Source organism: Pseudomonas mediterranea CFBP 5447 (genome assembly GCF_000774145.1).
GTDB lineage: Bacteria > Pseudomonadota > Gammaproteobacteria > Pseudomonadales > Pseudomonadaceae > Aquipseudomonas > Aquipseudomonas mediterranea.
Genome location: NZ_KN322983.1, coordinates 182,251 through 207,543, shown reverse-complemented (window position 1 = coordinate 207,543; position 25,293 = coordinate 182,251). Strand labels below are relative to the sequence as shown.

The window sequence follows — 25,293 nt, the reverse complement described above, 5'->3', positions numbered from 1 at the left end:
GAGAGATGAAGGCTAAGTGCTATAAACCTTATCGGCCGACAAGCGGATTTCTCCAGTCGCCAGCCGATCAGAGGGCTTGGCGGGGGCTACCGTTCGTCAGCGCAACGGGATATCGACCACCTGCAGAGGATGCCCGTCACGGTCGTGAAAGGTCACGTGAAGGCTCTGGCCCGCGACATGCAGGTGTGCGAAGTTGTCCTGGCTGATCACTGTGCTGGTCAGCTCATAGTGATAGTCACCGTTTTCGGTCCGGGCCATGGGCGGCTTGAAAATAAAATTCGCCGCAGTGGCGTAAGGCAGCAGTCCGCTGTTGCAAAACGGCGAGGCAACGATGGTATGCACCTCGAAGTCGCAATCCTGGCTATGACACAGTCGGCTGGTCAGGGAGCCATGGACATCACCGGATACGAAGATCACATTCTTTATCCCATGGCGACGAATCCACTCCAGCAGCCGCAGGCGCTGTTGCGGGAAGGCCTGCCAGGCGTCGCCATCATCGAGTGCGCGGTCGGGGTAGAACATGACACTGGTGACGATGAATTTGACCCGGGCAGTGCTGCTCACCAGCCATTCGAGCAGCGACCGCTCCTGCTCGACATCCAGGATGCGCCGGTCGACCATCGATACGTTACGTCGTGTCCGGCTGTCAGTGACGAACCATTCGATGTCGCCGTGAGCGAACTGATACCAGTAGTGCGGCAGCGACCTGCTCAATATGCCGTCGCTTGAGAGTTCGCGGGCCGGACCATGACTGGCTTGATAGAGTTCGTAAGCGCTCATGGCGTTGGCGTAGAGAATGTCGTCATCGACTTGTCTGTTGGCCGGCCAGTTGTCTTCGATTTCATGGTCGTCGAGGATCATGTAGGTCGGTACGGCGGACATCAACCTGCTGATGTGGGGCTGGGAAAAGACAGTGCGGTACTTGAACAGGATGTCCTTGTAGGTCCGGTCCGGGGCCACAATGTTCAAGTCGTCGAGATAAACCTGGTCTCCCATCATCAATACGCCGCTGATCGGTGGATTGGCCTGGTCGACGACGCGCTGGATGCCGGCGAACGTGCGGTCGCCGAGTTCGGGGGCTGCGGGGACGCCGGCGGTGATTCGCAGATACCGGCAAGAACCCACGATATAAGCGTACTGAGTGCCGGTTTTCGCCGACGGGGTGCGCAACCGATGGATGTCCGCGGGCCATCGCTGTGACAGTTCCGGGGCGGCTGAGTGAGGCGCGGTGAACCAGCCGGCCTGGTATTCATAGACGGTGCCGGCCTGCAGGTTCCTCAAAATGATCACATCGGTCATGTCGCGATGGGCATGCAACTGGATGAAGTGCTCATTCGTCCATCGCGCATCACCCTGGCGCCTGTAGCGAAGTCCGGCGAATACCGGAAGCCTGGGGTCTTTGTCGCCGCGCAGGAAAATTCGTGCGTGATCGGTCGTGGTGTGGCCGACAATCGGGCCGACGGTAGGTTTGAACATGTTCGAGTCCATTCGAAATGCAGCATTCTAAAAGTACTTGTGCGAGCAAAAAGTTGTCGCTGCGTGCCGATGCTAAAGCTCGACGCTGAATAAATACTGATAGGAAAGGGGACACAAGTTGTGGGTAATGACTGATAGATGACGTAGGAAAGGTCGCCTGCAAACGGCCTGATGCTTGTCAGTCAAGGCGATGACCCGTGGGAGCAAAGCTTGCTCGCGATCTGGGCGAGTTCAGTCGATAACGATATTGGCTGATCCACCGATATCGCGAGCAAGCTTTGCTCCCACAGGTTCTGGTGCGTTTATAGCGGGCAAAAAAAGCCCCGCCATCGGCGGGGTTGAGGTACGAGCGTGGCGCTCGGAAAACAGCGGTTCGGCTGGCCCTCCGTGAGGAGGGCCGTCCGGTTTACAGCAGGATGGTGCGGATGTCGCCCAGCAGGTCGCTCAGACGCTTGGTGAAGCGTGCTGCGGCGGCACCGTTGATCACGCGGTGATCGTAGGACAGCGACAGCGGCAGCATCAGCTTGGGCTGGAAGGCTTTACCGTCCCAGACCGGCTGGATGGTGGCCTTGGAAACACCCAGGATCGCCACTTCCGGCGCGTTGACGATCGGCGTGAAGCCGGTGCCGCCAATGTGGCCGAGGCTGGAGATCGTGAAGCAGGCGCCCTGCATGTCGTCGGCGGTGAGCTTCTTGTTCCGGGCTTTTTCGGCCAGGGCAGCGGCTTCGCCGGCCAGTTGCAGCAGGCTCTTCTGGTCGACGTTGCGGATGACCGGTACCAGCAGGCCTTCCGGGGTGTCGACGGCAAAGCCGATGTGCACGTATTTCTTGCGGATCACCGCCTTGCCGCTCGGGGCCAGGGAGCTGTTGAAGTCCGGCAGCTCCTTGAGCAGGTGCGCACAGGCCTTGAGCAGCAACGGCAGTACGGTCAGCTTCACGCCGGCCTTTTCCGCCACGGCTTTCTGCGCAACGCGGAAGGCTTCCAGCTCGGTGATGTCGGCCTGGTCGAACTGCGTCACGTGCGGAATGTTCAGCCAGCTGCGGTGCAGGCTCGACGCGCCGATCTGCATCAGGCGAGTCATGGCCACTTCTTCGGTTTCGCCGAAGCGGCTGAAGTCCACTGCCGGGATCGGCGGGATGCCCGCGCCGCCGGTGGCGCCTTCGGCCGGTGCGTTCTTGGCCTTCTGCATCATGGCCTTGACGTAGGCCTGCACGTCTTCCTTCAGCACGCGACCGTGTGGACCGCTCGGGCCGACGGCGGACAGCTCGACGCCGAACTCGCGGGCCAGCTGACGTACCGCAGGGCCGGCGTGGACCTTGGCACCGCTTGGTGCCGGTGCGGCGGCAGGGGCTGGAGCGGCCTCGGCCTTGGCGGCAGGTCCGCGGCAGCCGGAGCCGGCGCGGCTTCAGCCTTGGCCGGTGCAGCAGCAGGGGCTGGCGCTGGAGCGGCCGGCGCGGCGGCGCCAGCCACTTTCAGCTTCAGGATCAGGTCACCGGTGCCGACTTCGTCTTCCAGCTTGATCTCGACGCTTTCCACCACGCCGGCGGCCGGCGACGGGATTTCCATGCTGGCCTTGTCGGACTCCAGGGTGATCAGCGACTGGTCGGCTTCGACGGTGTCGCCGGCCTTGACCAGCACTTCGATGATCTTGGCCTTGCCCGACGAACCGATGTCCGGGACATGGATGTCCTGGACAGTGGCGGCGGCAGGCGCAGCGGCCGGAGCCGGAGCGGCTTCGGCAGCCGGAGCGGCAGCAGGCTTTTCAGCCGGCGCCGGGGCAGCCGCAGGAGCCGCCGCTTCAGGTGCCGCAGCGGCGCCTTCGACTTCCAGCTCCAGCAATTCGTCGCCTTCTTTCAGGCGGTCGCCCAGCTTCACTTTCAGGCTCTTGATGACGCCGGCCTTCGGCGCAGGCACTTCCATGCTGGCCTTGTCCGACTCAAGTGTCAGGATGCTCTGGTCGGCTTCGATACGGTCGCCGACCTTCACAAACAGTTCAATTACTTCACCTTCACCGCTGCCGATGTCAGGTACGCGAATGAGTTCGCTCACGGAAATTCTCCTCAGCAGTCCAGTGGGTTGCGTTTTTCCGGATCGATGCCGAACTTGGCGATGGCTTCGGCCACCACTTTGGGTTCGATATCGCCACGGTCAGCCAGGGCTTCCAGGGCTGCCAACACAACGAACTTACGGTCGACTTCGAAGAAGTGACGCAGCTTCTTGCGGCTGTCGCTACGGCCGAAACCGTCGGTGCCCAGCACCTTGAATTCCTTGGAAGGAACCCATTGGCGGATCTGCTCGGCGAACAGCTTCATGTAGTCGGTGGAGGCGATGACCGGACCTTTACGGCCGTTCAGGCACTCTTCGACATAGCTCAGTTTCGGCTTCTGGCCAGGGTGCAGGCGGTTGCTGCGCTCCACGGCCAGGCCGTCGCGACGCAGTTCGTTGAAGCTGGTCACGCTCCAGACGTCGGCGCCGATGTTGAACTCTTCGCGCAGGATCTTCGCTGCTTCACGCACTTCGCGCAGGATGGTGCCGGAGCCCATCAGCTGGACGTGGTGAGCGGCTTCGCGGGTGTCTTCCTCGAGCAGGTACATGCCCTTGACGATGCCCGCCTCCACGCCGGCCGGCATGGCTGGCTGCTGGTAGGACTCGTTCATCACGGTGATGTAGTAGAAGACGTCCTGTTGCTCTTCGGTCATCTTCTTCATGCCGTCCTGGATGATCACCGCCAGCTCGTAGCCGTAGGTTGGATCGTAGGTGCGGCAGTTCGGGATGGTGCCGGCCAGCATGTGGCTGTGACCGTCTTCGTGCTGCAGGCCTTCGCCGTTCAGCGTGGTCCGGCCGGCGGTGCCGCCGATCAGGAAGCCACGGGTACGGCTGTCGCCAGCGGCCCAGGCCAGGTCGCCGATACGCTGGAAGCCGAACATCGAGTAGAAGATGTAGAACGGCAGCATCGGCTGGTTGTGGCTGGAGTACGAAGTACCGGCGGCAATGAAGGAACTCATGGCGCCCGCTTCGTTGATGCCTTCCTCGAGGATCTGGCCTTTTTTGTCTTCGCGGTAGAACATCACCTGGTCTTTATCGACTGGCTCGTAGAGCTGGCCGACGGACGAGTAGATGCCCAACTGACGGAACATGCCTTCCATACCGAAGGTACGGGCTTCGTCCGGGATGATCGGAACGATGCGCGAGCCGATTTCCTTGTCCTTGACCAGTTGCGCGAGGATCCGCACGAAAGCCATGGTGGTGGAGATTTCACGGTCGCCCGAGCCGTCCAGGATCGCCTTGAGGGTGTCCAGTGGCGGGGTCGGAACGCTGAAGCTCTTGGCGCGACGCTGCGGTACGAAACCGCCCAGTGCGGCACGGCGCTCGGCCAGGTAACGGGCCTCGGCGCTGCCTTCTTCAGGCTTGAAGAACGGCAGGTTTTCCAGCTCGCTGTCTTTCACCGGAATGTCGAAGCGATCGCGGAACAGCTTCAGGCTGTCGACATCGACTTTCTTGGTGTTGTGCGCGGTGTTCTTCGCTTCGCCGGCACCAGTGCCATAACCCTTGATGGTCTTGGCCAGGATGACGGTCGGTTGTTCCTTGTGGTTGACCGCCTGGTGGTACGCCGCGTAGACCTTGTACGGGTCGTGGCCGCCACGGTTGAGTTTCCAGATCTCGTCGTCGGACAGATCGGCAACCATGGCCTTGAGTTCAGGCGTGTTGAAGAAGTGCTCGCGGACGAACGCGCCGTCCTTGGCCTTGTAGTTCTGGTATTCGCCGTCGATGACTTCGTCCATGCGACGTTGCAGGATACCGTCGACGTCCTTGGCCAGCAGTGGATCCCAGAAACGGCCCCAGATGACCTTGTTGACGTTCCACTGGGCGCCACGGAACACGCCTTCGAGTTCCTGGATGATCTTGCCGTTGCCGCGAACCGGGCCGTCGAGGCGCTGCAGGTTGCAGTTGATGACGAAGATCAGGTTGTCCAGCTTCTCGCGGCCGGCCAGGGAGATCGCGCCCAGGGATTCCGGCTCGTCGCACTCGCCGTCGCCCATGAAGCACCAGACTTTCTGCTTGCCCGGCTGGATGAAGCCACGGGCTTCCAGGTACTTCATGAAGCGTGCCTGGTAGATCGCCTGGATCGGGCCCAGACCCATCGAAACGGTCGGGAACTGCCAGAAGTCAGGCATCAGCCAAGGGTGCGGGTACGAAGACAGGCCGTTGCCGTCCACTTCCTGGCGGAAGTTGTTCATCTGGTCTTCGGAGATACGACCTTCCATGAACGCACGGGCGTAGACGCCTGGCGATGCGTGACCCTGGAAGTAGATCAGGTCGCCGCCGTGTTCGTCGGTCGGGGCCTGGAAGAAGTAGTTGAAGCCGATGTCATACAGCGTCGCGCTGGAAGCGAAGCTGGAGATGTGACCGCCCAGGTCAGAATCTTTCAGGTTGGTGCGCATGACCATGGCCAACGCGTTCCAACGTACCAGCGAGCGAATGCGGCGTTCCATGAACAGGTCGCCAGGCATGCGTGCTTCGTGGGTAACGGGGATCGTGTTGCGGTACGGCGTGGTGATGGCGTAGGGCAGTTGCGAACCGCTGCGGGTTGCGAGTTCGCCCATACGGGTCATCAGGTAATGAGCACGGTCTTCGCCTTCTTTGTCGAGAACCGATTCCAGGGCGTCCAGCCATTCCTGGGTTTCGACGGGATCGAGGTCTTGCATGGCTTGCTCCAGGGCGGAAAGGCTACCAGAATCGGTTGCCTGAGTTTGCGACTGGCCTTGTGGGCAGACGGTATAAAATTCTTGGATTGCCGAAGGTTGTTTCGGCGGCGTGTAGTTTTACTACAAATCGTCGGCTGTTTCAGCCTCTCGAATGTATAGACGAGTAGTAAAACTACACATGAAAGGCTTTTGGCCCCTCGTTCCGTTGTGAGAATAATCGTTACTGTTGGTCTTTTGCTAACTCGAACAGGTAAAAACTTGATGCCGGCTGCCAATAAAATCAGATTTTCAGCTATTTATCATCTTTGTTCGACAGTCAATCAGGTAGTGGCTTTTGAAAAAACACTACATCCAGCCTTTCCCGCGCCGATCAAGGATAGACCATGAGCCTGCCCCTGCTTGCCGAAATACCGGCCATTCTCCAGTCATTGGTCAGCCGTGCCGAGCAGTCGTTCCGTGCGGCGGTTGCCTTGCTGGACGACGACCTCGGCCTGTCCACCTGGACGCCTGAGCGCTGGAAGGAGTTCCAGCGCGTCGCGGCCGCCAGTGACTTTGTCATAGAGCAGAGCCTGCGCGAACCTTCGATGCTACTGGAACTGGTGCGCAGTGGCGAACTGGACCGCAGCCTGGCCGCCGGCGAAATGTGCGCGCAGATCGGCGCGGCGGTGCAGGCCGCCGAGAGCGAGGATGAATTGGGACGCGTCCTGCGCCGCCAGCGGACCCGCCAGCAGGTGCGGATCATCTGGCGCGACCTGAACCGCAAGGCCGACCTCGTCCAGACCTGTCGCGATCTTTCGGACATGGCCGATACCTGCATCGACCAGGCCTACCAATGGCTGTACCTGCGCCTTAGCCAGCAATTCGGCACGCCCACCGGCCGGCGCAGCGGCGCCGCGCAGCACATGGTCATCCTGGGCATGGGCAAGCTGGGTGCGGTGGAGTTGAACCTGTCGTCGGACATCGACCTGATCTTCGCCTATCCCGAGGGCGGTGAAACCGTTGGCGTGAAGCGACCTCTGGATAACCAGGAGTTCTTCATCCGCGTTGGCCAGCGCCTGATCAAGGCCCTGGATCCCATGACCGTCGACGGTTTCGTGTTCCGCGTCGACATGCGCCTGCGTCCTTATGGCTCGGCCGGTGCGTTGGTGCTGAGCTTCAACGCCCTGGAGCAGTATTACCAGGACCAGGGTCGCGACTGGGAGCGCTACGCGATGATCAAGGCGCGGGTGGTGGCGGGCGACCAGGTGGCGGGTGCGCAGTTGCTCGACATGCTGCGTCCGTTCGTTTATCGCCGTTACCTGGACTTTTCCGCGATCGAAGCGCTGCGCACCATGAAGCAGCTGATCCAGCAGGAAGTGCGGCGCAAAGGCATGGCCGACAATATCAAGCTGGGGTCGGGGGGTATCCGTGAAGTGGAGTTCATCGCCCAGGCATTCCAATTGATCCACGGCGGGCGTGACCTGAGCCTGCAACAGCGTCCGTTGCTGAAAGTGCTGGGCACCCTGGAAGGCCAGGGTTATCTGCCTGCCAAGGTGATCGACGAGCTGCGCCAGGGCTATGAATTCCTGCGCTATACCGAACATGCGATCCAGGCCATTGCCGACCGCCAGACCCAGATGCTGCCGGACAGCCCCCAGGACCAGGCGCGTATTGCATTCATGCTGGGCTTTGCCGACTGGGCGGTGTTCCACGAGCAATTGATGTATTGGCGTGGACGCGTGGCCTGGCATTTTGGCCAGGTCATCGCCGATCCGGATGAAGAAGAGGGCGGCGAAAGCGAAGTGGTGGTGGGCGGCGAATGGCTGCCGTTGTGGGAAGACAGCCAGGACGAAGAAGCCGCGTGCCGCCAGTTGGAGGAAGGTGGTTTCGTCGATGCGCCCAAGGCGCTGAAGGCGCTGGCCGTGCTGCGCACCAGCCCGCAACTGCGCGCCATGCAGCGTCTGGGGCGTGAACGGCTGGATGCATTCATTCCGCGCCTGCTGGCCCAGGCGGTGGAGCATGCCGACCCGGATCTGGTGCTCGAGCGGGTATTGCCCCTGGTGGAGGCGGTGGCCCGTCGCTCGGCCTATCTGGTGCTGCTGACGGAAAACCCCGGCGCCCTGCGGCGCCTGCTGACGCTATGCGCGGCGAGCCCGTGGATTGCCGAGCAGATCACTCGTTTCCCACTGTTGCTGGATGAATTGCTCAATGAAGGCCGTCTGTTCAAGCCGCCCTTGGCGCCGGAGCTGGCGGCGGAGTTGCGCGAACGCCTGACGCGGATTCCCGAGGATGACCTGGAGCAGCAGATGGAAGCCTTGCGGCATTTCAAACTGGCGCACCGGCTGCGGGTGGCTGCGTCGGAAATCGCCGGCAGCCTGCCGCTGATGAAGGTCAGCGATTACCTGACCTGGCTCGCCGAGGCGATCCTCGAACAAGTCCTGGCCCTGGCCTGGCGCCAGACGGCGGCCAAGCATGGCGTACCGTTGCGCACGGACGGCAGCCTGTGCGATCCGGGCTTCATTATTGTCGGTTACGGGAAAGTCGGCGGCCTGGAATTGGGGCATGGTTCCGACCTGGACCTGGTGTTCATCCACGACGGCGACCCCCAGGCGGAAACTGACGGGCCCAAACCCATCGACGGCGCGCAGTTCTTTACCCGGCTTGGCCAACGGATCATCCATTTGCTGACGGCCCAGACCAACTCCGGGCAGCTATATGAAGTGGATATGCGCCTGCGGCCGTCCGGGGCGTCGGGGTTGCTGGTCAGTTCCCTTGGGGCATTTGCCCGTTACCAGGAAAATGAAGCCTGGACCTGGGAGCACCAGGCGCTGGTGCGGGCCCGGGTGTTGGTGGGCAGCCAGGATGTGGGCCAGGCTTTCGAGAAGGTCCGGGCGCAGGTGCTGGGACGCAAACGCGACCTGCCGACGCTGCGCCAGGAGGTCAGCGAGATGCGGGCCAAGATGCGTGACAACCTTGGCAGCAAGGCCACGGCCGCCGGGACCGCGCCAAACGCTTTCGAGGCCACGGCGCCCTTCGATCTCAAGCAGGACGCCGGAGGTATCGTCGATATTGAATTTATGGTGCAATACGCGGCCCTGGCGTGGTCCGAGGAGCACCCATCGCTGGCGCGCTACACCGATAACATCCGCATTCTGGAGGGGTTGCAAGAGGTTGGCCTGATGCCGCCCGAAGATGCCACCCTGCTGCGCGAGGCCTATAAGGCCTACCGCTCCGCCGCCCACCGCCAGGCCTTGCAGAAAGAGGCTGGGGTGATCACCGGCGACCAGTTCGTGGATGAGCGTCGACAGGTGCTGCGGATCTGGCGTGAGCTGGGATTGAGTTGAGTATTGGATGTGGGAGCGGGCTTGCTCGCGATGGCGGAGTGTCAGGCAACTTTGATGTTGGATGTGCCGGCCTCATCGCGAGCGGGCTCGCTCCCACGATGGATTTGTGGTGTTTGATGTATTGGGGTAGATGAGGACCCCTGTGGGAGCGAGCCTGCTCGCGAAAGCGGAGTGCCAGGCGACATTGATGTTGGCTGTGCCGGCCTCTTCGCGAGCAGGCTCGCTTCCACAGTGCATTGGTGATGTGTTGTAGATTGAAGGCAGCAGGCAACGACCTAGGCCACAGTGATTCTCGAGGCGGGGAGGCGTAGGCCTCCCCGTATCGTTTTTGGAAAGCACATGAATATTCTGATCGTTGGGCCCAGTTGGGTCGGTGACATGGTGATGGCGCAGACACTGTTCCAGTGCCTGAAGCAGCTCCACCCGCAATGCGAAATCGATGTCCTGGCCCCCGAGTGGAGCCGGCCGATCCTGGAGCGCATGCCGCAAGTACGCAAGGCCTTGAGCTTTCCGCTCGGTCACGGTGTGCTGGAGCTGGCGACCCGTCGACGCATCGGCAAGTCCCTGGCCGGTCAATACGACCAGGCGATCCTGTTGCCCAACTCGTTGAAGTCCGCATTGGTGCCGTTCTTTGCCGGCATCCCCAAGCGTACCGGCTGGCGCGGCGAGTTTCGCTATGGCCTGCTCAATGACGTGCGCACGCTGGACAAAGACCGCTATCCGCTGATGATCGAGCGTTTCATGGCCCTGGCCTATGCGCCGGGTGCCGAGTTGCCCAAGCCCTACCCACGCCCTGATCTGCAGATCGACCCGGTGACCCGCGAAGCGGCGCTGGCCAAGTTCGGCCTGAGCCTGGACCGCCCGGTGTTGGCGCTATGCCCAGGCGCCGAGTTCGGCGAGTCCAAGCGCTGGCCTGCGGAGCATTACGCCCAAGTGGCCGAGGCGAAGATCCGCGAAGGCTGGCAAGTCTGGCTGTTCGGTTCGAAAAACGATCATTCAGTGGGCGAAGACATTCGCTCGCGGCTGATTCCGGGCCTGCGGGAAGAGTCGGTGAACCTCAGTGGCGACACGTCCCTGGCGGAGGCCATCGACCTGTTGTCCTGTGCCGATTCGGTGGTGTCCAACGATTCCGGGCTGATGCACGTGGCCGCCGCGCTGAACCGTCCGTTGGTGGCCGTCTACGGCTCCACCTCGCCGGGCTTTACGCCACCGTTGGCCGACAAGGTCGAAGTCGTGCGCCTGGGCATCGAATGCAGCCCGTGCTTCGATCGTACCTGCCGCTTCGGTCATTACAATTGCTTGCGCCAGCTCATGCCGCCGTCGGTGAACGATGCCCTGGCACGTTTGCAGGGCACCCCCGTGGAGGTCCGGTAAGTTGCGGGTATTGCTGATCAAGACTTCGTCGCTGGGCGATGTGGTCCACACGCTGCCGGCGCTGACCGACGCGGCGCGGGCGATTTCCGGCATCCGCTTCGATTGGGTGGTGGAAGAGGGTTTCGCCGAGATTCCGACCTGGCACCCGGCCGTCGGCAAGGTCATCCCGGTGGCGATCCGTCGCTGGCGCAAGAACCTCTGGCAGACCATCAAGAGCGGCGAGTGGCGCCGCTTCAAGCAAAGTATGCGCGCCGAAAAGTATGACCTGGTGATCGATGCCCAAGGCTTGCTGAAAAGCGCCTGGCTGACCCGCTACGTCAAGGCGCCGGTGGCTGGCCTGGATAAAAATTCGGCCCGTGAACCCCTGGCGGCGCGCTTCTATTCCCGTCGCCTGGCGGTGGCGCGCGGTCAGCATGCGGTAGAGCGCGTGCGCCAATTGTTCGCCGTGGCGCTGGGCTATGACTTGCCCCAGAGCCTGGGCAACTACGGCCTGAACGTCGATCGTCTGGTGGAACTGCCGCGCGCGTATCCTTATGTGGTATTCCTGCATGGCACGACCTGGGAATCCAAGCACTGGCCCGAGTTGTATTGGCGTGAGCTCACCGAGCGCATGGGCCAGTTCGGTGTGGTAGTGAAATTGCCGTGGGGCACCCCACAGGAAAAAGCCCGGGCCGAACGTATCGCCAAAGGGCTGCGCAACGCCTTGGTGCTGCCGAAACTGAATCTGGGCGGTATGGGCAAGGTCCTGGCCGGTGCCCAGGCCTGTGTGGCGGTCGATACTGGCCTCGGCCACCTGGCTGCCGCCCTGGACGTGCCGACCATCTCGCTGCTCGGCCCCACCAACCCGGTGCTGACCGGCGCCTATGGCAAGGGCCAGATCCATCTCGCCAGCGATTTCCCCTGTGCGCCTTGCATGCAGAAACAATGCACTTATCCGCCGACCGCCGAAGATGCCCGTCGGTTTGACCTGAAGCGCGAGCAGCCCTTGTGCTTTACGCGACTGAACCCCGAGCGTGTTGCCAGCCACCTGAGCACGTTATTGGCTGAGGAGCCGCGCTGATGCAATTGGCTTTTGTCCTTTATAAATACTTTCCCTTCGGCGGCCTGCAACGTGACTTCATGCGCATCGCCCTGGAGTGCCAGCGGCGTGGCCATCAGATCCGTGTCTACACGCTGATCTGGGAAGGTGACGTCCCGCCGGGTTTCGAAGTGCTGGTGGCGCCGGTCAAGGCGCTGTTCAACCATCGTCGCAACGAGAAACTCAGTGCGTGGATGGAAGCCGACCTGGCCAAGCGCCCGGTGGACCGTCTGATCGGCTTCAACAAGATGCCCGGCCTGGACGTGTATTACGCCGCCGACGGTTGTTTCGAAGACAAGGCGCAGACCCTGCGTAATTCCTTGTATCGGCGCTGGGGGCGCTACCGGCATTTTGCCGAGTACGAGCGAGCGGTGTTCGCCAGGGACGCCAGGACCGACGTGCTGATGATTTCCGAAGTCCAGCAGCCGCTGTTCATCAAGCATTACGGCACCCCGCTGGAGCGCTTTCATCTGTTGCCGCCGGGCATCGCCCAGGACCGTCGCCGACCCGCCGATGCCGACGCGATCCGTGCCGCGTTCCGTGCCGAGTTCGAGCTGGCTGATGACGATCTGTTATTGGTGCAGATCGGCTCCGGGTTCAAGACCAAAGGCGTGGATCGCAGCCTGAAGGCGCTCGCCGCACTGCCTGGCGAACTGAAAAAACGTACCCGGCTGTTTGTAATCGGCCAGGACGACCCCAAAGTATTTCAATTGCAGAGCGCCGCGTTGGGGCTCGGTGACAATGTGCGGTTCCTCAAGGGGCGTAGCGACATCCCGCGTTTCCTCCTGGGCGCCGACCTGCTGATCCATCCGGCGTACAACGAGAATACCGGCACCGTGCTGCTCGAAGCGCTGGTGGCCGGGCTGCCGGTACTGGTCAGCGCGGTGTGCGGGTACGCCCATTACATCGCCGAGGCCGACAGTGGGCTGGTGCTGGACGAGCCGTTCGAACAGGCGCAGCTCACCGAGTACCTGGAACGGATGCTGGGAGATGCCGATGCGCGGGCGGCCTGGAGCCGCAATGGTCTGGCCTTCGCTGAAACGGCCGACCTCTACAGCATGCCGCAGCACGCGGCCGATGTGATATTGGCGGAGCACCCGTAATGAAATTGATGCTGGCCGAACCGTTCAAGAGCCTTTGGGCCGGGCGCGATGCGTTCGCCGAAGTCGAGGCGCTCAAGGGCGAGGTCTACCGTGAACTGGAAGCCCGGCGCACCTTGCGCACGGAGGTGGACGGGCGCGGCTTTTTCGTGAAGATCCACCGGGGCATCGGTTGGGGCGAGATCGTCAAGAACCTGGTCACCGCCAAGCTGCCGGTCCTCGGTGCGGGGCAGGAGTGGACAGCCATCCAGCGCCTGCAGGAAGTCGGCGTGCCGACCATGACCGCCGTTGCGTATGGCGAAAAGGGCCAGAACCCGGCGGACCAGCATTCCTTCATCGTCACCGAAGAGCTGGCACCGACCATCAGCCTTGAAGATTTCAGCATCGACTGGGTCAAGCATCCGCCGCAACCGGCACTCAAGCGGGCCCTGATCGCCGAAGTGGCGCGCATGACCGGCATGATGCACCGTGCCGGGGTCAACCATCGCGACTGCTACATCTGCCATTTTCTGCTGCACACCGACAAACCGGTGACCCCGGAGGATTTCAAGCTCTCGGTGATCGACCTGCACCGCGCCCAGACCCGTCCGGCCATCACCACCCGCTGGCGCAACAAAGACCTGGCTGCGCTGTATTTCTCGGCACTGGATATCGGTCTGACCCGTCGCGACAAGCTGCGCTTCTTGAAGGGCTATTTTCAACAGCCGCTGCGCCGGATCCTGGCGCAGGAGGCCACCTTGTTGAGCTGGCTCGAAGCCAAGGCCAACAAGCTCTATGCCCGCAAACAGCGATACGGGGATGCGCTCTGATGTCGGGCTGGACACTGGAGCCGGCCTACGCCGAGCTGGCGCAGGATTTCGGCAGTCTCGACGCGGTGTTTGCCCTGCAAGGGGAGCGCCTGACCCGTGACCCGCTGTCGGAGGTGATCCGCGTACAGCGCAATGGCGTGAACTATTACGTCAAGCGCTACATCGGGGCCGGCAAGGGCTTGCGCCGTTACCTGGGCAAGCCGCGGGTCAAGTCCGAATGGCAGAACCTCAAGCGTTTCGCCAAGTGGGGCATCCCCACGGCCGAGGTCGTGGCATGGGGCCTGGAGCGTCACGGCGCGGCCTATGCCCGGGGAGCGTTGATCACCCGCGAACTGCCCCATACCGAAGACCTATCGGCCCTGGCCGACCGTCATGACCCTCGATTGACCGATCGCGCCTGGGTCGATGGAGTGAGCCGGCAACTGGCTGGCTACACCCGGACCATGCACGAGCATCGCTTCACTCATAACGATCTGAAGTGGCGCAATCTACTGATCGACGACCGGTCGCAGCTGTTCCTGATCGACTGCCCGAACGGTGATTTCTGGCGTGGCTTCTGGCTCAAGTACCGCATCACCAAGGACCTGGCGTGCCTGGACAAAGTTGCCAAGTATCACTTGTCGGCCACCCAGCGCCTGCGTTTCTACCTGCAATACCGCCAACGCGACCGACTCGATACGTGCGACAAGAAACGCATCCGTCACGTGGTGAGATTTTTCGAGGGGCGTGAATGACTGATTTCCTGGCCGCCGAAGACCGGCCATTGCTGGAGCGCCACGGGCTGGACAGTTTCGATGCCTTGTGGGCGCGGCAACTGGACGCGGTGGACGAACCCAATACCTCGGGAGACGGCTGGAGCAGCGTGTTCCGGCTGGAGCTGGAGGGGCGGGGCTACTACCTCAAGCGCCAGAGCAATTACCTGACCCGAACCTTGTCCCACCCCTTCGGTGAGCCAAGTTTTTCCCGGGAGTTTCGCAACATCAGCCGTTATCGCCAGTTGGGGATCCCGGCCCTGCAAGCGGTGTTCTACGGCCAGCGCAAGATCGACGGCGAGGTGCGGGCAATCCTGCTGACCCGGGCCCTGGACGGCTGGGATGACCTGGATTCGCTGGTGCAGGAGTGGCCGGCGCTGACGGTGGCGCAACGTTCGACCATTTTGAAAGCCTGCGGTCGCTTGGCGCGGCGGCTGCATGGCATGCATCAGGTCCATGGTTGCTTTTATCCCAAGCACATTTTTTTGCAAGCGACTTCCGATGGCTATCAGGCGCAGTTGATCGATCTGGAGAAGACCCGCCCGCTACTGTTCGGTCAGCGTGACAGAGTCAAGGATCTTGAGCCTTTGCTACGTCGCGCCTCGATCTGGAATGAAGGCGAGGTTCGCCAGTTGCTGGCTGCCTACCTGGACCAGCCGCTGGACGCCGCCCTGGTGGACCGCTGGTTGAGCCGCCTGACCGCTCGGCGCAGCCACAAGGAAGCCCGTTGATGCATTTGTCCGAATTGAAAAGCGCCGGTCGCAGTCCCGGCCTGCCTCTGAGCCTGGAGCTGGCCGATGCCGCCGGCCCCGCGCAACTGCAGTTGTTGTCGCTGTTGCGGGTGTTGCCGGGACAGCGTTATGTCGGCGCCGGCGTCTGGCGCGGCCGGCCGGTGCTGGCGAAGTTGCTGGTCGGCAGCAAGGCAGCCCGGCACTTCCAGCGCGAACTGCAAGGTGTGCGCCTGCTGGCGGAACAGGGTTTGACCACGCCGTTGCTGTTGGCCGACGGCCTGAAGGACGGCGAGGGCGGTTGGTTGCTGTTCGAGTTACTCGAAGGCGCCGAAAGCCTCGGGGATGCCTGGAAACAGGTCGAACAGTTGCCTCTGCTGGCCGACGAGCAAACGATGGTGCTGGCCGAGGCCCTGGGGGCCATTGCACAACTGCATGGCAGAGGTTTGTGGCAGGAAGACCTGCACTTGGACAACCTGCTGCGCCACGACGGTAAGCTTTATTTGATCGACGGTGCCGGCATCCAGGCCGAAACGCCGGGGCAGCCCTTGTCGCGACAGAAGGTGCTGGAAAATCTTGGGGTGTTTTTCGCCCAGTTACCCAAGTCCATCGAGCCGTTCACCGAAGAATTGCTGGTGCATTATCTGCTGGGCAACGCCGAACACGCGCTGCCCATGGAGGCCCTGCAGAAACAGATCGTCAAGGTGCAGGCCTGGCGGCTGAACGACTTCATGGAAAAGGTCGGGCGCGAATGCAGTCTGTTCAGCGTGCAGCGTGGGGCATTCGGCCTGCGGGCGATCCGGCGTGAAGAGGAAGCGGCCATGATACCGGTGCTGGCGCGGGCGGATGCCTTGCTGGACCAGGGCCACTTGTACAAGACCGGTGGCGCGGCAAGTGTCGGCAAAGTCGAGGTGGACGGCCGCACCCTGGTCATCAAACGCTACAACATCAAGAATTTCGCCCATTGGCTCAAGCGTTTCTGGCGTCCAAGTCGTGCCTGGCATTCCTGGCGCGAAGGCCATCGCCTGGCGTTTCTCGGCATCGCGACCCCCAAACCCCTGGCGTTGCTGGAAAAGCGCTTCCTGTGGCTGCGTCGTGGTGCCTACTTGGTGACCGAGCATCTGTCGGGCCCCGACATCATCGAGCGTTTTGCTCCTTACGTGGAAAATGGCGAGGCGCCCGAGTCCGAGTTGCTCGCCCTGGAGCGACTGTTCGCCGACCTGATCCGCGAACGCATCAGCCACGGCGACCTCAAGGGCCACAACCTGTTCTGGCAGCACGACCGCTGGGCCCTGATCGACCTGGATTCCATGTGCCAGCACCGCACCGACGCCAGCTTCGCCCCGGCCTATGCCCGGGACCGGGCGCGGTTCATGCGTAACTGGCCTGAAAGTAGTGCGTTGTATCGGGTGATCGATCAAAGCGTGCCCAAGGATATTTCCGGCGGGTCCTGAATCGGGCCTGCGGCCCTATCGCGAGCAGGCTCGCTCCCACATTAGTCTGCAGCGTACTGTGGGAGCGAGCCTGCTCGCGAAGGACGGAGTGCCAGGCACCTGAGCATTCAGGGCCTGCCCAGGTTTTACAGGCGCCAAGGCTCGCCACTCACCGCTAGAGGCTTACCGCCGCTTTTACGCTATAATCCCGCCCTTTAGCTGCCCAACGCCCCGGCGAGCGGCACATTCATTTTTCGCGGCGCTTGTCGCCCGTATGCAGACATAAGAGGCTAGACCCTGTGGCATTGACGATTCTTGGCCTGTCCGGCGCCCTTAGCCATGATCCTTCCGCAGCGCTGTACATAGACGGCAAGCTGATCGCGGCGGCCGAGGAAGAGCGCTTCGTACGCGATAAACATGCAAAGAACCGCATGCCCTACGAGTCGGCGAAGTTCTGCCTGGAACAAGCCGGTATCAAGCCATCCGACGTCGATGTGGTGGCGATCCCGTTCGCGCCGATCAGCCTGTTCGGCGAGGCGCGCTGGCACTACGCCAAGCGCTACTGGTACGCCCCGGACCGCGCCCTCGACGCGATCCTGATGGGTAACCGTCGCTACAAGCGCTATCGCCGCAAGATCGTCTGGTGCCTGGAGCAACTGGGCTTCGATCCGAAAAAGATCAAGATCGAGCCGGTCGAGCACCACCTGGCCCACGCCTCCAGCGCCTATCACTGCTCGGGTTTCCAGGAAAAAACCGCAATCCTGGGCATCGACGGCAAAGGCGAGTACGCCACGACCTTCTTCGGCTATGGCGAAAACGGCAAGATCCACAAGATCAAGGAATTCTACGACCCGGACTCCCTGGGTGGCCTGTACGGTGCGATCACCGAGTTCCTCGGCTTCGAAATGCTCGACGGCGAATTCAAGGTCATGGGCATGGCGCCTTACGGCGATGCCAGCAAGTACGATTTCTCCCGCCTGGCCTCGTTCGAGAACGGCCAGTTGGTGATCAACACCGAATACGCCAACGTGATCGGCCTGCGCCGCTATAAAGAGAAGGGCAAAGGCTTCTACTTCTCGCCGAAGCTGATCGAATGGCTCGGCCCCAAGCGCGAAGGCGACATCGCCGACGAGCCGTACATCCATTACGCGGCCAGCATGCAGGCGCTGTTCGAGAAACTCGCGCTGCAGATGATCGACCACTACCTGGGCGACGTGCTCAAGGAAACCGGCAAGCTGGCTTTCGCCGGCGGTTGCGCGTTGAACGTCAAGCTGAACCAGAAGATCATCGCCCGTAACGACGTCAAGGAGCTGTTCGTGCAGCCGGCTTCCGGCGACGCCGGTACCGCGGTGGGCGCGGCCGCCTATGTGTCCCATGCCCGTGGCGTGCCTGTAGAGAAGATGGAGCATGTCTACCTCGGCCCGGCCTACAGCAACGAAGACGTGATCGCCGCCTGCGCCCGTCATCCGAGCAAACCGGCGTGGCGCAAGATCGACAACACCCCCGAGCGCATTGCCAAAATCATGGTCGACGGCAACCCGGTGGCCTGGTTCCAGGGGCGCATGGAGTTTGGCCCGCGTGCCTTGGGCGGTCGCTCGATCATCGGTTGCCCGAGCGCCAGCGGCGTGGCGGATCGCATCAACGAACAGATCAAGTTTCGCGAGCGCTGGAGGCCTTTCTGCCCGTCGATGCTCGACACCGTCGCGCCGCAGATGATCAAGGTCGATCATCCCGCTCCTTTCATGACCTTCACGTTCGAAGTGGCCGAAGAGTGGAAAACCCGCGTACCGGAAGTCGTCCATGAGGACGGTACTTCCCGGGCCCAGGTGCTCAAGCGCGAATACAATCCGCGCTACTACGACATGATGAAGGCCCTGGAAGTCCTGACGGGCAATGGCGTATCCCTGAATACCTCGCTCAACCGCCGCGGCGAACCAATGATCTGCTCGCCGACCGACGCGCTGAACATGTTCTATGGCTCCGATCTGCAATACCTGATCATGGAAGACATTCTGGTGGTCAAAGACGGCGTGGACGCTTATGACTCGCTCGGCTGAGCGACATGTGCTGCAGTTCTGCCACGGTTATGACGGGCCGTTCCTCGACTGTGCCCGTCAATACGCCAACCTGTTCGCGGGCACCGGCTATCGCGTGACCACGGTGTTTCTCACCGGAGTCGCCGATGCCGAGGTCGCTGCTGGTTGTGCCTCGGACGAGGTGCTGTTCATGGAGTACAGCTCCAGTGCCGTGAGAGGCCTGAAGCTGGGCGCCATTGGTGATCTGCGCAAGATCGCCGCTTCGCGCAATTTCAGTTTCTGCATTGCCCACCGTTTCAAACCTATCTATATCGCCTTGCTCGGTACCGGGCTGCCGGTGATTGGCGTGCACCATGCCTTTGGCGACTACCAGCGGCCTACTCGCCGCCTGTTCGCGCATGTTTTCCGCAAGCGCCTGAGCTTGCTAGGGGTCTCCGATGCGGTGCGTGACGACATGCGCCGCTGCCTGCCGAAATGGCCCGCGAGCCGGATCCAGACTCTCTACAACCGCATCGACCTGGAGGCCGCTGAGGCTGGCCTGGTGTCCCGGGACGAGGCGCGGCATGCCATGGGGCTGGAAGCGAACGCCTGGATCGTCGGTAACGTCGGCCGTCTGCATCCGGACAAGGACCAGGCCACATTGTTGCGAGGTTTTGCCGCGGCTCTGGCGTATCTACCCGGCCACAGTCAGCTGGCAATTCTCGGCAAGGGACGCCTGGAACAGGACCTGCGGGAGCTGGCGCTGGAACTGGGTATCGCCGACCGCGTGCTGTTCCTCGGTCAGGTGCCTGAGGCGCGCCGTTACTTCCGGGCTTTCGACGTGTTTGCCCTGAGTTCCGATCACGAGCCGTTCGGCATGGTGTTGCTCGAAGCCATGGTCGCCGGCGTGCCATTGCTGGCCACGGCCTGTGGCGGGGCGAAGGAAGTGGTCGAAGGCGTAGGCATCCTGTTTCCCCTGGGCGACGCCGAACACCTGGCCCAGGGGCTGCAACACCTGGCGGCCATGGACGATCTGCAACGTCGTCAGTGCGCCGAGCTGATGCTTGACCGCTTGCGTGAACGCTTCTCGGATCGCGCGGTGCGCGAGGCATTCTGGCGTTTGCCCCAAGTCACCGAACTGGCGCCGAGGGCCTGATGCTCAATCGATTCCAAGGCTGGCGCGAGCGCGGCTGGACGGCCGTAGAGGCCCCGGTTTATGCCCAGGCCTGGCAGCGTTTTGGTGGCAGTGTGGCGACCCATCCCCTGGTGGTCGAACGCCTGGCGGCCCTGGCCGATATTCCCGTGCGTTACCTGGCATACGAACATCAGGGTGAGTTGACGGCGGCAATTGCGACCTGGGGCCGAGATCTGGCGCTGTCCAAGGACGTGCTCAAGCGCAGCGGCAAGAAAGGCCTGTTCGACCTGGGCAATGCCGAGCTGATCCTGCCGGCGGCGCCCGAGGCACAGGCGCCGTTGCGCCATCGCGGACGTTATCTCTCGGCCCTCAACGAAGGGCGTTTCAGCGGTCTGAAGGTGCAGCAGGAACAGCTGGCCATGGCGCGTACGCCGGAAGAGCTGTCCAAGAAGTTTCGCTATAACCAGCGCCGCGAGCTGCGTTTGCTGGAGGAAGCCGGTGGGCAGGTGCGGTCGGTCGATGAGTTTTCCAGCGCAGAGCTGGCGTCGATCTACTGCGACCTGTTCCAGCGCCGTTGGGGATTTGCGGCGACAGGCGCCGAGCGCATGGGCGAGGTGATCGAGCTGCTGCGCGAACTGCTGATCGGTTCGGTGATCTTTCTCAACGATGCCCCGATCGCCATTCAACTGGTGTATCGGGTCGAAGCGCCGGAGTGGATCAGCGTCGAGTACATCAACGGCGGCGTGGACCCGCAAACCCGCGAATTCAGTCCCGGCAGCGTGCTGAGCTTCCTCAATACCCAAAGCGCCTGGGAGCACGCCCGTGCCGCCGGCAAGCCGTTGCGGTTTTCGTTCGGCCGTGCGGACCGGGAGTACAAGGACCGCTGGTGCAACCCTGTACCGGTGTTTACCGTATGAGCCCGCCGATGAATCGCAAACAGCAGTTGCTCAAGCGCCATCGGCGCAACAAGCGCGTGGGCCTGTTGCTGGCACTGGTGGCGCTGGTCTTGCTGGGCCTGCTGGTCGCCTGGTGGTTGCCCTTGGTGTTGGCGGTATTGGGCTGGGTAGCACATGAAGCCTGGTTCGCCGATCATCTGTTCTATTCGCCCAAGGACGACTACCAGTACAGCTTCCCGCCTTTCACCCAGCAACCGAAGGTGCATCTGGATGCCGGTCGGCTGCGGCTGGATGAAGGGGTAATCCTGGACGATGGCGCGACGCTGATTCTCGCGTTGCAGGTCAAGAGTCGGTGGTTGGGGCGTTTCATCGACCCGGTCGTCGAGCTGTTGGGCGGAGACTGCCCGGATCGACAAACCTTCGAACGCGGCGTCAACGGCCTGCGCTACCTGAACCTCAGCGAGCATGGGGCGACGCTGTCCCGGGGCGAGCTGCGGCTGCGCGGGCGCTTTTGCCGTTTGCTGGGCGAGCCGATGCTCTGGTCCTTCAGCTCGCCAGAGGTACAACAACAGCGCGTGATGGTCATCGCCCCCCATGCCGACGATGCGGAACTGGCGGCTTATGGGTTGTACAGCCGGGCCGAAGACGCGTGGATCGTGACACTGACCGCAGGCGAAATCGAAGCCGAACATTATCGACAGATGGGGCTGGATCGCGTCGAGGCGGCGCGGCTCAAGGGCCGTCTGCGGGCTTGGGACAGCATCGCCGTGCCGCGCTGGGCTGGGGTGCCGCAAGGCCATTGCGTGCAATTGGGATACTTCTGTCTCCAGTTGGCAGCCATGCAGGCCGCGCCCACCCAGCCTCAGGGGTCTCGTGAGGCAGACCTGAGCGATACACGGCCGTTCCGCCGGTTAAATCCTTTTGCGCTGCCTGGCGATGCCGACGGCGCGCCGACATGGAACAACCTGGTGGCCGACTTGCGCGCGCTGTTGCTGATGGCGCGTCCTGAGGTCATTGTACTGCCGCATCCGACCTTGGATCCGCACCCTGACCATCTCTGCGCCCATCATGCCGTCCTGCAAGCCCTTGAAGGCCTGGAATGGCAACCCGGCACATTGTTGGGCTACGCCAATCACCTGCACGATAATGATCGCTGGCCCATGGGTGATGCCGGTACGGGCATTGCGTTGCCACCGTGTTTCGACCCGGACCGGCCGATGCATCCTGTCAGCCTGCCTTTGGCGCTGGCTGGCCAGCGCGACAAGGCCATGGCGTTGGGCATGATGCATGATCTGCAACCGCGAGCGCCCCTCAAACGGCGCCTGCGCCGTGCCATCCAGCGGTTGTTGGCGGGGCGCAAGGGCTCCGTTTATGGCGAGAATGAATTTTTTCGTAAAGCGGTCAGGTGCCACGAACTTTTCTGGCTTTTGAAACGTTCTGAAGTACACATAAAACCGAAATGACCCAAGTGGACTCCAGCGTCCTCGCCCAGATGAATGTGAGCTTGTCGTGATCAATTCTTGCCCGAGTATTCTTTTTATCATTCCGTATTTCGGGCGTTGGCCTTTCTGGATGCCTCTGTTCCTGGAAAGTTGTCGGCGTAACCCCGATATTGACTGGCTGTTATTCAGTGATTGTGGCGTGCCGCAGAATCTCCCTTCGAATGTGACTGTCGAGACCATTACATTCGAGGCGTACTGCCAATTGGTCTCCGAGCGGCTACATATCGAGTTCAGGCCAACGCAGGCCTATAAGCTGTGTGATATCAAGCCTGCCCTTGGCTACATCCATGTGGATCGCCTCGAAGGTTACGATTTCTGGGGCTTTGGCGACATAGACCTGGTGTACGGTGATCTTCGACAATATTTTACTGCCGAGCGCCTGGCTGCCCATGACTTGTTCTCAACCCACGAGCGACGCGTTGCGGGGCATCTGTGCCTGATACGCAACGTTGCGAGCATGCGGGAGGCGTTCAAGCTGATCAAGAATTGGCAACTTCGCTTCATGGATGATCGGCATCATGCCTTGGACGAAGGCGCATTCAGCCGTATTTTCATGTGGCGAAAAAACTTTCCCGAACCGCTGTTTTCCTTGGTTGGCAAGTTCAATCCATGGCGTCGACGCAGTGAGTTCACCGAGGCGTTCAGCACACCGGGCGGGTGCATAAAATGGCACGACGGTACTGAGGATTTTCCCCTTCGCTGGTTCTGGCGCAATGGTCGCCTGACCAATGATCGGGATGAGGACCGTGCGTTCCCCTATTTTCATTTCGTCTGCTGGAAGCGTAACGACTGGTCGGCATTGCCCGAGCCAGATCCTGTTTGGATACGAAGGCTGGCGACAGAGTCGGCCTGGATGATCGACGCGACAGGTTTCCATCAAGGAGCACTATGAGCCCGCGTTTGAAAGTGCTGCAGTTGCAGCCGGACTACAACGTCAAGCAGCATGATTTCGCCGATCTGGCGGAGCAGATTGTCAAGGCCCTGCCGCGTGAGCGCTACGAGGTGACGGCGGCTTTTCTGCGCGGTCGCCCAGGACCTGGCGAGGCGGTCAGTCGGGCTGATCGATCGGTTTATTTCGAGTTTTCGGATAAGTCGCTCAAGGGAGTACGCCTTCGTGCGATGTGGCGGTTGTACCAATTCTGCCGCGCGGAAAAATTCGATGTCGTGGTGTGCAACCGCTTCAAGCCCGTCAACATGATGCTGCTGCTCAATCGATGGTTGAAAATCCCATTGTGTATCGGCATTGCCCACGGGTTCGGAGAGTATGATCGGTTTTATCGACGCCGCCAGACACAGCGACAGGTGGACGGGCACTGGCGGTTCGTCGGCGTTTCGCCGGCCGTCAAGCAGTATCTCCTGGATTGTCAATGTGGATTCACCGAGTCCAATACTCACGCCATCACCAATGCCATCGATATCCAGCAGGCGGAAGCCTTGCAGCATTCGCGCGAGCGCGCTCGCGAGATGCTGGGTATCGGCCCTTCGGTGAGATTGGTTGGCGCCTTGGGGCGATTGGTGCCGGTCAAGGGACATACCTACTTGCTGCAGGCTTTTGCCGCACTCAAGGACAAATACCCCACGGCGCAGCTGGCAATCATCGGTGCCGGACGTGAAGAGTCCCGTCTGGCTGCGCAGATCAAGCAATTGGGCCTGGCCGATCGCGCGCATTTGCTCGGTTTCAAGGAAAACGCCCTGCAATATGTCAGAGCCTTCGATATCTGGACCATGCCCTCCCTGGCCGAGGGTCTGGGCCTGGCGCTGCTGGAAGGAATGAGTGGACATTTACCGGTGATCGCTTCGGATGTGCCTGCAATGTTGCCATTGATTCAAGGTGCCGGAGGCCTGGCGGTGAAGCCTGGTGATGTGCCGAGCCTGATAACCGCGCTCGATACCTATCTGGGGCTGTCGGATGCCGAACTCAAGGCCTGTGGCGAGCGAGCTTATCGCTACCTCGTCGAACAGCACGATATTGAAGTGTTCCGTCGGCAATACCTTGAGCTGATCGAGACCGGCCTGAATGAAACCTGTAAGGAGCAGCCATGAGTGCCGCGCAACCTGTCGTCACCGTGATCATCGCGTCCTACAATCATGGTCGCTACATTGAAGAATGCATTCTCAGTGTGGTGGGACAGACCTATCCGAACATCGAGTTGATGGTCATCGATGACGGCTCCACCGATGACAGCGTTGAACGTATCCAGCGTCTGCAGGCGGCCCATGGCTTCGACTTCCGGGTCCAGCAGAACCAGGGGTTGACCAATACGCTTAATGGAGCGATTGCCCGCGCCACCGGCAGCCTGATTGTGCCATTTGGTTCCGATGACATCATGCTGCCCGAGCGGATTGCCACTCAAGTGGCCTACATGGATGGCAAGCCCGAAGTTGGCATTTGTGCGGGCAACATCGAGCTGATCGATGCCGAAGGGAACCTCTACCCCGAGAGCCGCCAGAACCGCGACGTACCTTTTCGACGGCTCGATTTCGAAGACATGTTCATGGAGCGCAAACCTTATCCGCCGGCACCGACTCTGATGATACGTCGCGAGGCGCTGGAGAGGGTTGGAGGGTTCGATCCGGAGATTCGCCTGGAAGACCTGTTGATCGAGCTGAAGGTGACCCGGGCCGGGTACTACATTGATGGCCTGAGCGTATTGATGGCGCGCTATCGCAAGCACGCAACCAACTCCTACAAGAATCATCGGTTCATGACCGATAGCATCCTGCGTACCTATGCCTTGTTCGCCGATCATCCGCTCTACGAACAGGTGCGCTACAAGTTCCTCAATTCCATGTTCCTGAAGACGTCCAACCGTGACCATCAGTTCGCCCGGGAACTCCTTGCGCAGATTCCCTTCAAGGCATGGAACAAAAAAACCTGGCGAGGCCTGGGGCGCATGTTTTTCTGTCCGCTGGAAAAACACTGAGCCAGGGACGCCGGGACTGCCGCTTCAATGCTGAACGACGGT

Annotated in this window: 17 protein-coding genes and 1 pseudogene; 15 read left to right on the top strand and 3 right to left on the bottom strand. The window is 61.5% G+C overall.

The features are described from left to right. Positions 1-96 precede the first annotated feature (96 nt). The 3 genes and pseudogenes from N005_RS06425 to aceE all read right to left on the bottom strand — a co-directional run bounded on the left by N005_RS06425 (position 97) and on the right by aceE (position 6,182). Entirely contained in the window at positions 97-1,476 is a 1,380-nt protein-coding gene (locus tag N005_RS06425; RefSeq protein WP_047700434.1) for an alkaline phosphatase D family protein, read from the bottom strand. A 406-nt stretch (positions 1,477-1,882) separates the two neighbouring features. Then, positions 1,883-3,525: pseudogene (gene aceF, locus N005_RS06420) on the bottom strand (dihydrolipoyllysine-residue acetyltransferase). Positions 3,526-3,536: 11 nt separating this feature from the next. Next, positions 3,537-6,182, bottom strand: a complete 2,646-nt coding sequence (gene aceE, locus N005_RS06415) for a pyruvate dehydrogenase (acetyl-transferring), homodimeric type (RefSeq protein ID WP_047700433.1) — start codon at positions 6,180-6,182, stop codon at positions 3,537-3,539. 383 nt (positions 6,183-6,565) lie between these two features. Between aceE and glnE the strand changes: the two genes are divergently transcribed. The 15 genes from glnE (at position 6,566) to N005_RS06340 (ending at position 25,251) form a co-directional block, all read left to right on the top strand. Continuing rightward, positions 6,566-9,505 carry a bifunctional [glutamate--ammonia ligase]-adenylyl-L-tyrosine phosphorylase/[glutamate--ammonia-ligase] adenylyltransferase gene (glnE, locus tag N005_RS06410; protein WP_047700432.1) on the top strand — a complete coding sequence of 980 codons (2,940 nt, stop codon included), beginning with the start codon at positions 6,566-6,568 and terminating at the stop codon, positions 9,503-9,505. 339 nt (positions 9,506-9,844) lie between these two features. After that, positions 9,845-10,879 (top strand): lipopolysaccharide heptosyltransferase II, encoded by a 1,035-nt coding sequence (waaF, locus tag N005_RS06405; protein WP_047700431.1) that lies wholly within the window; start codon positions 9,845-9,847, stop codon positions 10,877-10,879. Position 10,880: 1 nt separating this feature from the next. Next, entirely contained in the window at positions 10,881-11,939 is a 1,059-nt protein-coding gene (gene waaC, locus N005_RS06400; RefSeq protein WP_047700430.1) for a lipopolysaccharide heptosyltransferase I, read from the top strand. Further along, positions 11,939-13,060, top strand: a complete 1,122-nt coding sequence (locus tag N005_RS06395; protein ID WP_047700429.1) for a glycosyltransferase family 4 protein — start codon at positions 11,939-11,941, stop codon at positions 13,058-13,060. Before waaC ends, N005_RS06395 begins: the two co-directional genes overlap by 1 nt. Then, entirely contained in the window at positions 13,060-13,866 is an 807-nt protein-coding gene (rfaP, locus tag N005_RS06390; RefSeq protein WP_047700428.1) for a lipopolysaccharide core heptose(I) kinase RfaP, read from the top strand. The genes N005_RS06395 and rfaP overlap by 1 nt, the downstream gene beginning before the upstream one ends. Then, positions 13,866-14,600: a lipopolysaccharide kinase InaA family protein gene (locus N005_RS06385; protein WP_047700427.1), complete on the top strand. Its 735-nt coding sequence runs from the start codon at positions 13,866-13,868 to the stop codon at positions 14,598-14,600. Before rfaP ends, N005_RS06385 begins: the two co-directional genes overlap by 1 nt. Then, a complete protein-coding gene (locus N005_RS06380; RefSeq protein WP_047700426.1) occupies positions 14,597-15,349 on the top strand; it encodes a lipopolysaccharide kinase InaA family protein in 753 nt (250 codons plus the stop codon). Before N005_RS06385 ends, N005_RS06380 begins: the two co-directional genes overlap by 4 nt. Continuing rightward, complete coding sequence (locus N005_RS06375; protein ID WP_047700425.1) at positions 15,349-16,800, top strand: lipopolysaccharide kinase InaA family protein; 1,452 nt, start codon at positions 15,349-15,351, stop codon at positions 16,798-16,800. The genes N005_RS06380 and N005_RS06375 overlap by 1 nt, the downstream gene beginning before the upstream one ends. A 278-nt stretch (positions 16,801-17,078) precedes the next feature. Then, a complete protein-coding gene (locus N005_RS06370; RefSeq protein WP_047700424.1) occupies positions 17,079-18,836 on the top strand; it encodes a carbamoyltransferase family protein in 1,758 nt (585 codons plus the stop codon). Next, positions 18,820-19,950 carry a glycosyltransferase gene (locus N005_RS06365; RefSeq protein ID WP_047700423.1) on the top strand — a complete coding sequence of 377 codons (1,131 nt, stop codon included), beginning with the start codon at positions 18,820-18,822 and terminating at the stop codon, positions 19,948-19,950. The genes N005_RS06370 and N005_RS06365 overlap by 17 nt, the downstream gene beginning before the upstream one ends. Further along, a complete protein-coding gene (locus N005_RS06360) occupies positions 19,950-20,846 on the top strand; it encodes an antimicrobial resistance protein Mig-14 (RefSeq protein ID WP_047700422.1) in 897 nt (298 codons plus the stop codon). The genes N005_RS06365 and N005_RS06360 overlap by 1 nt, the downstream gene beginning before the upstream one ends. 8 nt (positions 20,847-20,854) lie before the next feature. Continuing rightward, the gene (locus tag N005_RS06355; protein WP_047700421.1) at positions 20,855-22,288 is read left to right on the top strand and encodes a PIG-L deacetylase family protein; all 1,434 of its coding nucleotides are present in this window, start codon (positions 20,855-20,857) and stop codon (positions 22,286-22,288) included. Between the two features lie 46 nt (positions 22,289-22,334). Next, a complete protein-coding gene (locus N005_RS06350) occupies positions 22,335-23,219 on the top strand; it encodes a DUF6625 family protein (RefSeq protein ID WP_047700420.1) in 885 nt (294 codons plus the stop codon). Continuing rightward, on the top strand, positions 23,216-24,370 hold the full coding sequence (locus N005_RS06345; RefSeq protein WP_047700419.1) for a glycosyltransferase: 1,155 nt from the start codon (positions 23,216-23,218) through the stop codon (positions 24,368-24,370). The genes N005_RS06350 and N005_RS06345 overlap by 4 nt, the downstream gene beginning before the upstream one ends. Next, positions 24,367-25,251: a glycosyltransferase gene (locus tag N005_RS06340; RefSeq protein WP_047700418.1), complete on the top strand. Its 885-nt coding sequence runs from the start codon at positions 24,367-24,369 to the stop codon at positions 25,249-25,251. Before N005_RS06345 ends, N005_RS06340 begins: the two co-directional genes overlap by 4 nt. Positions 25,252-25,293 lie beyond the last annotated feature (42 nt).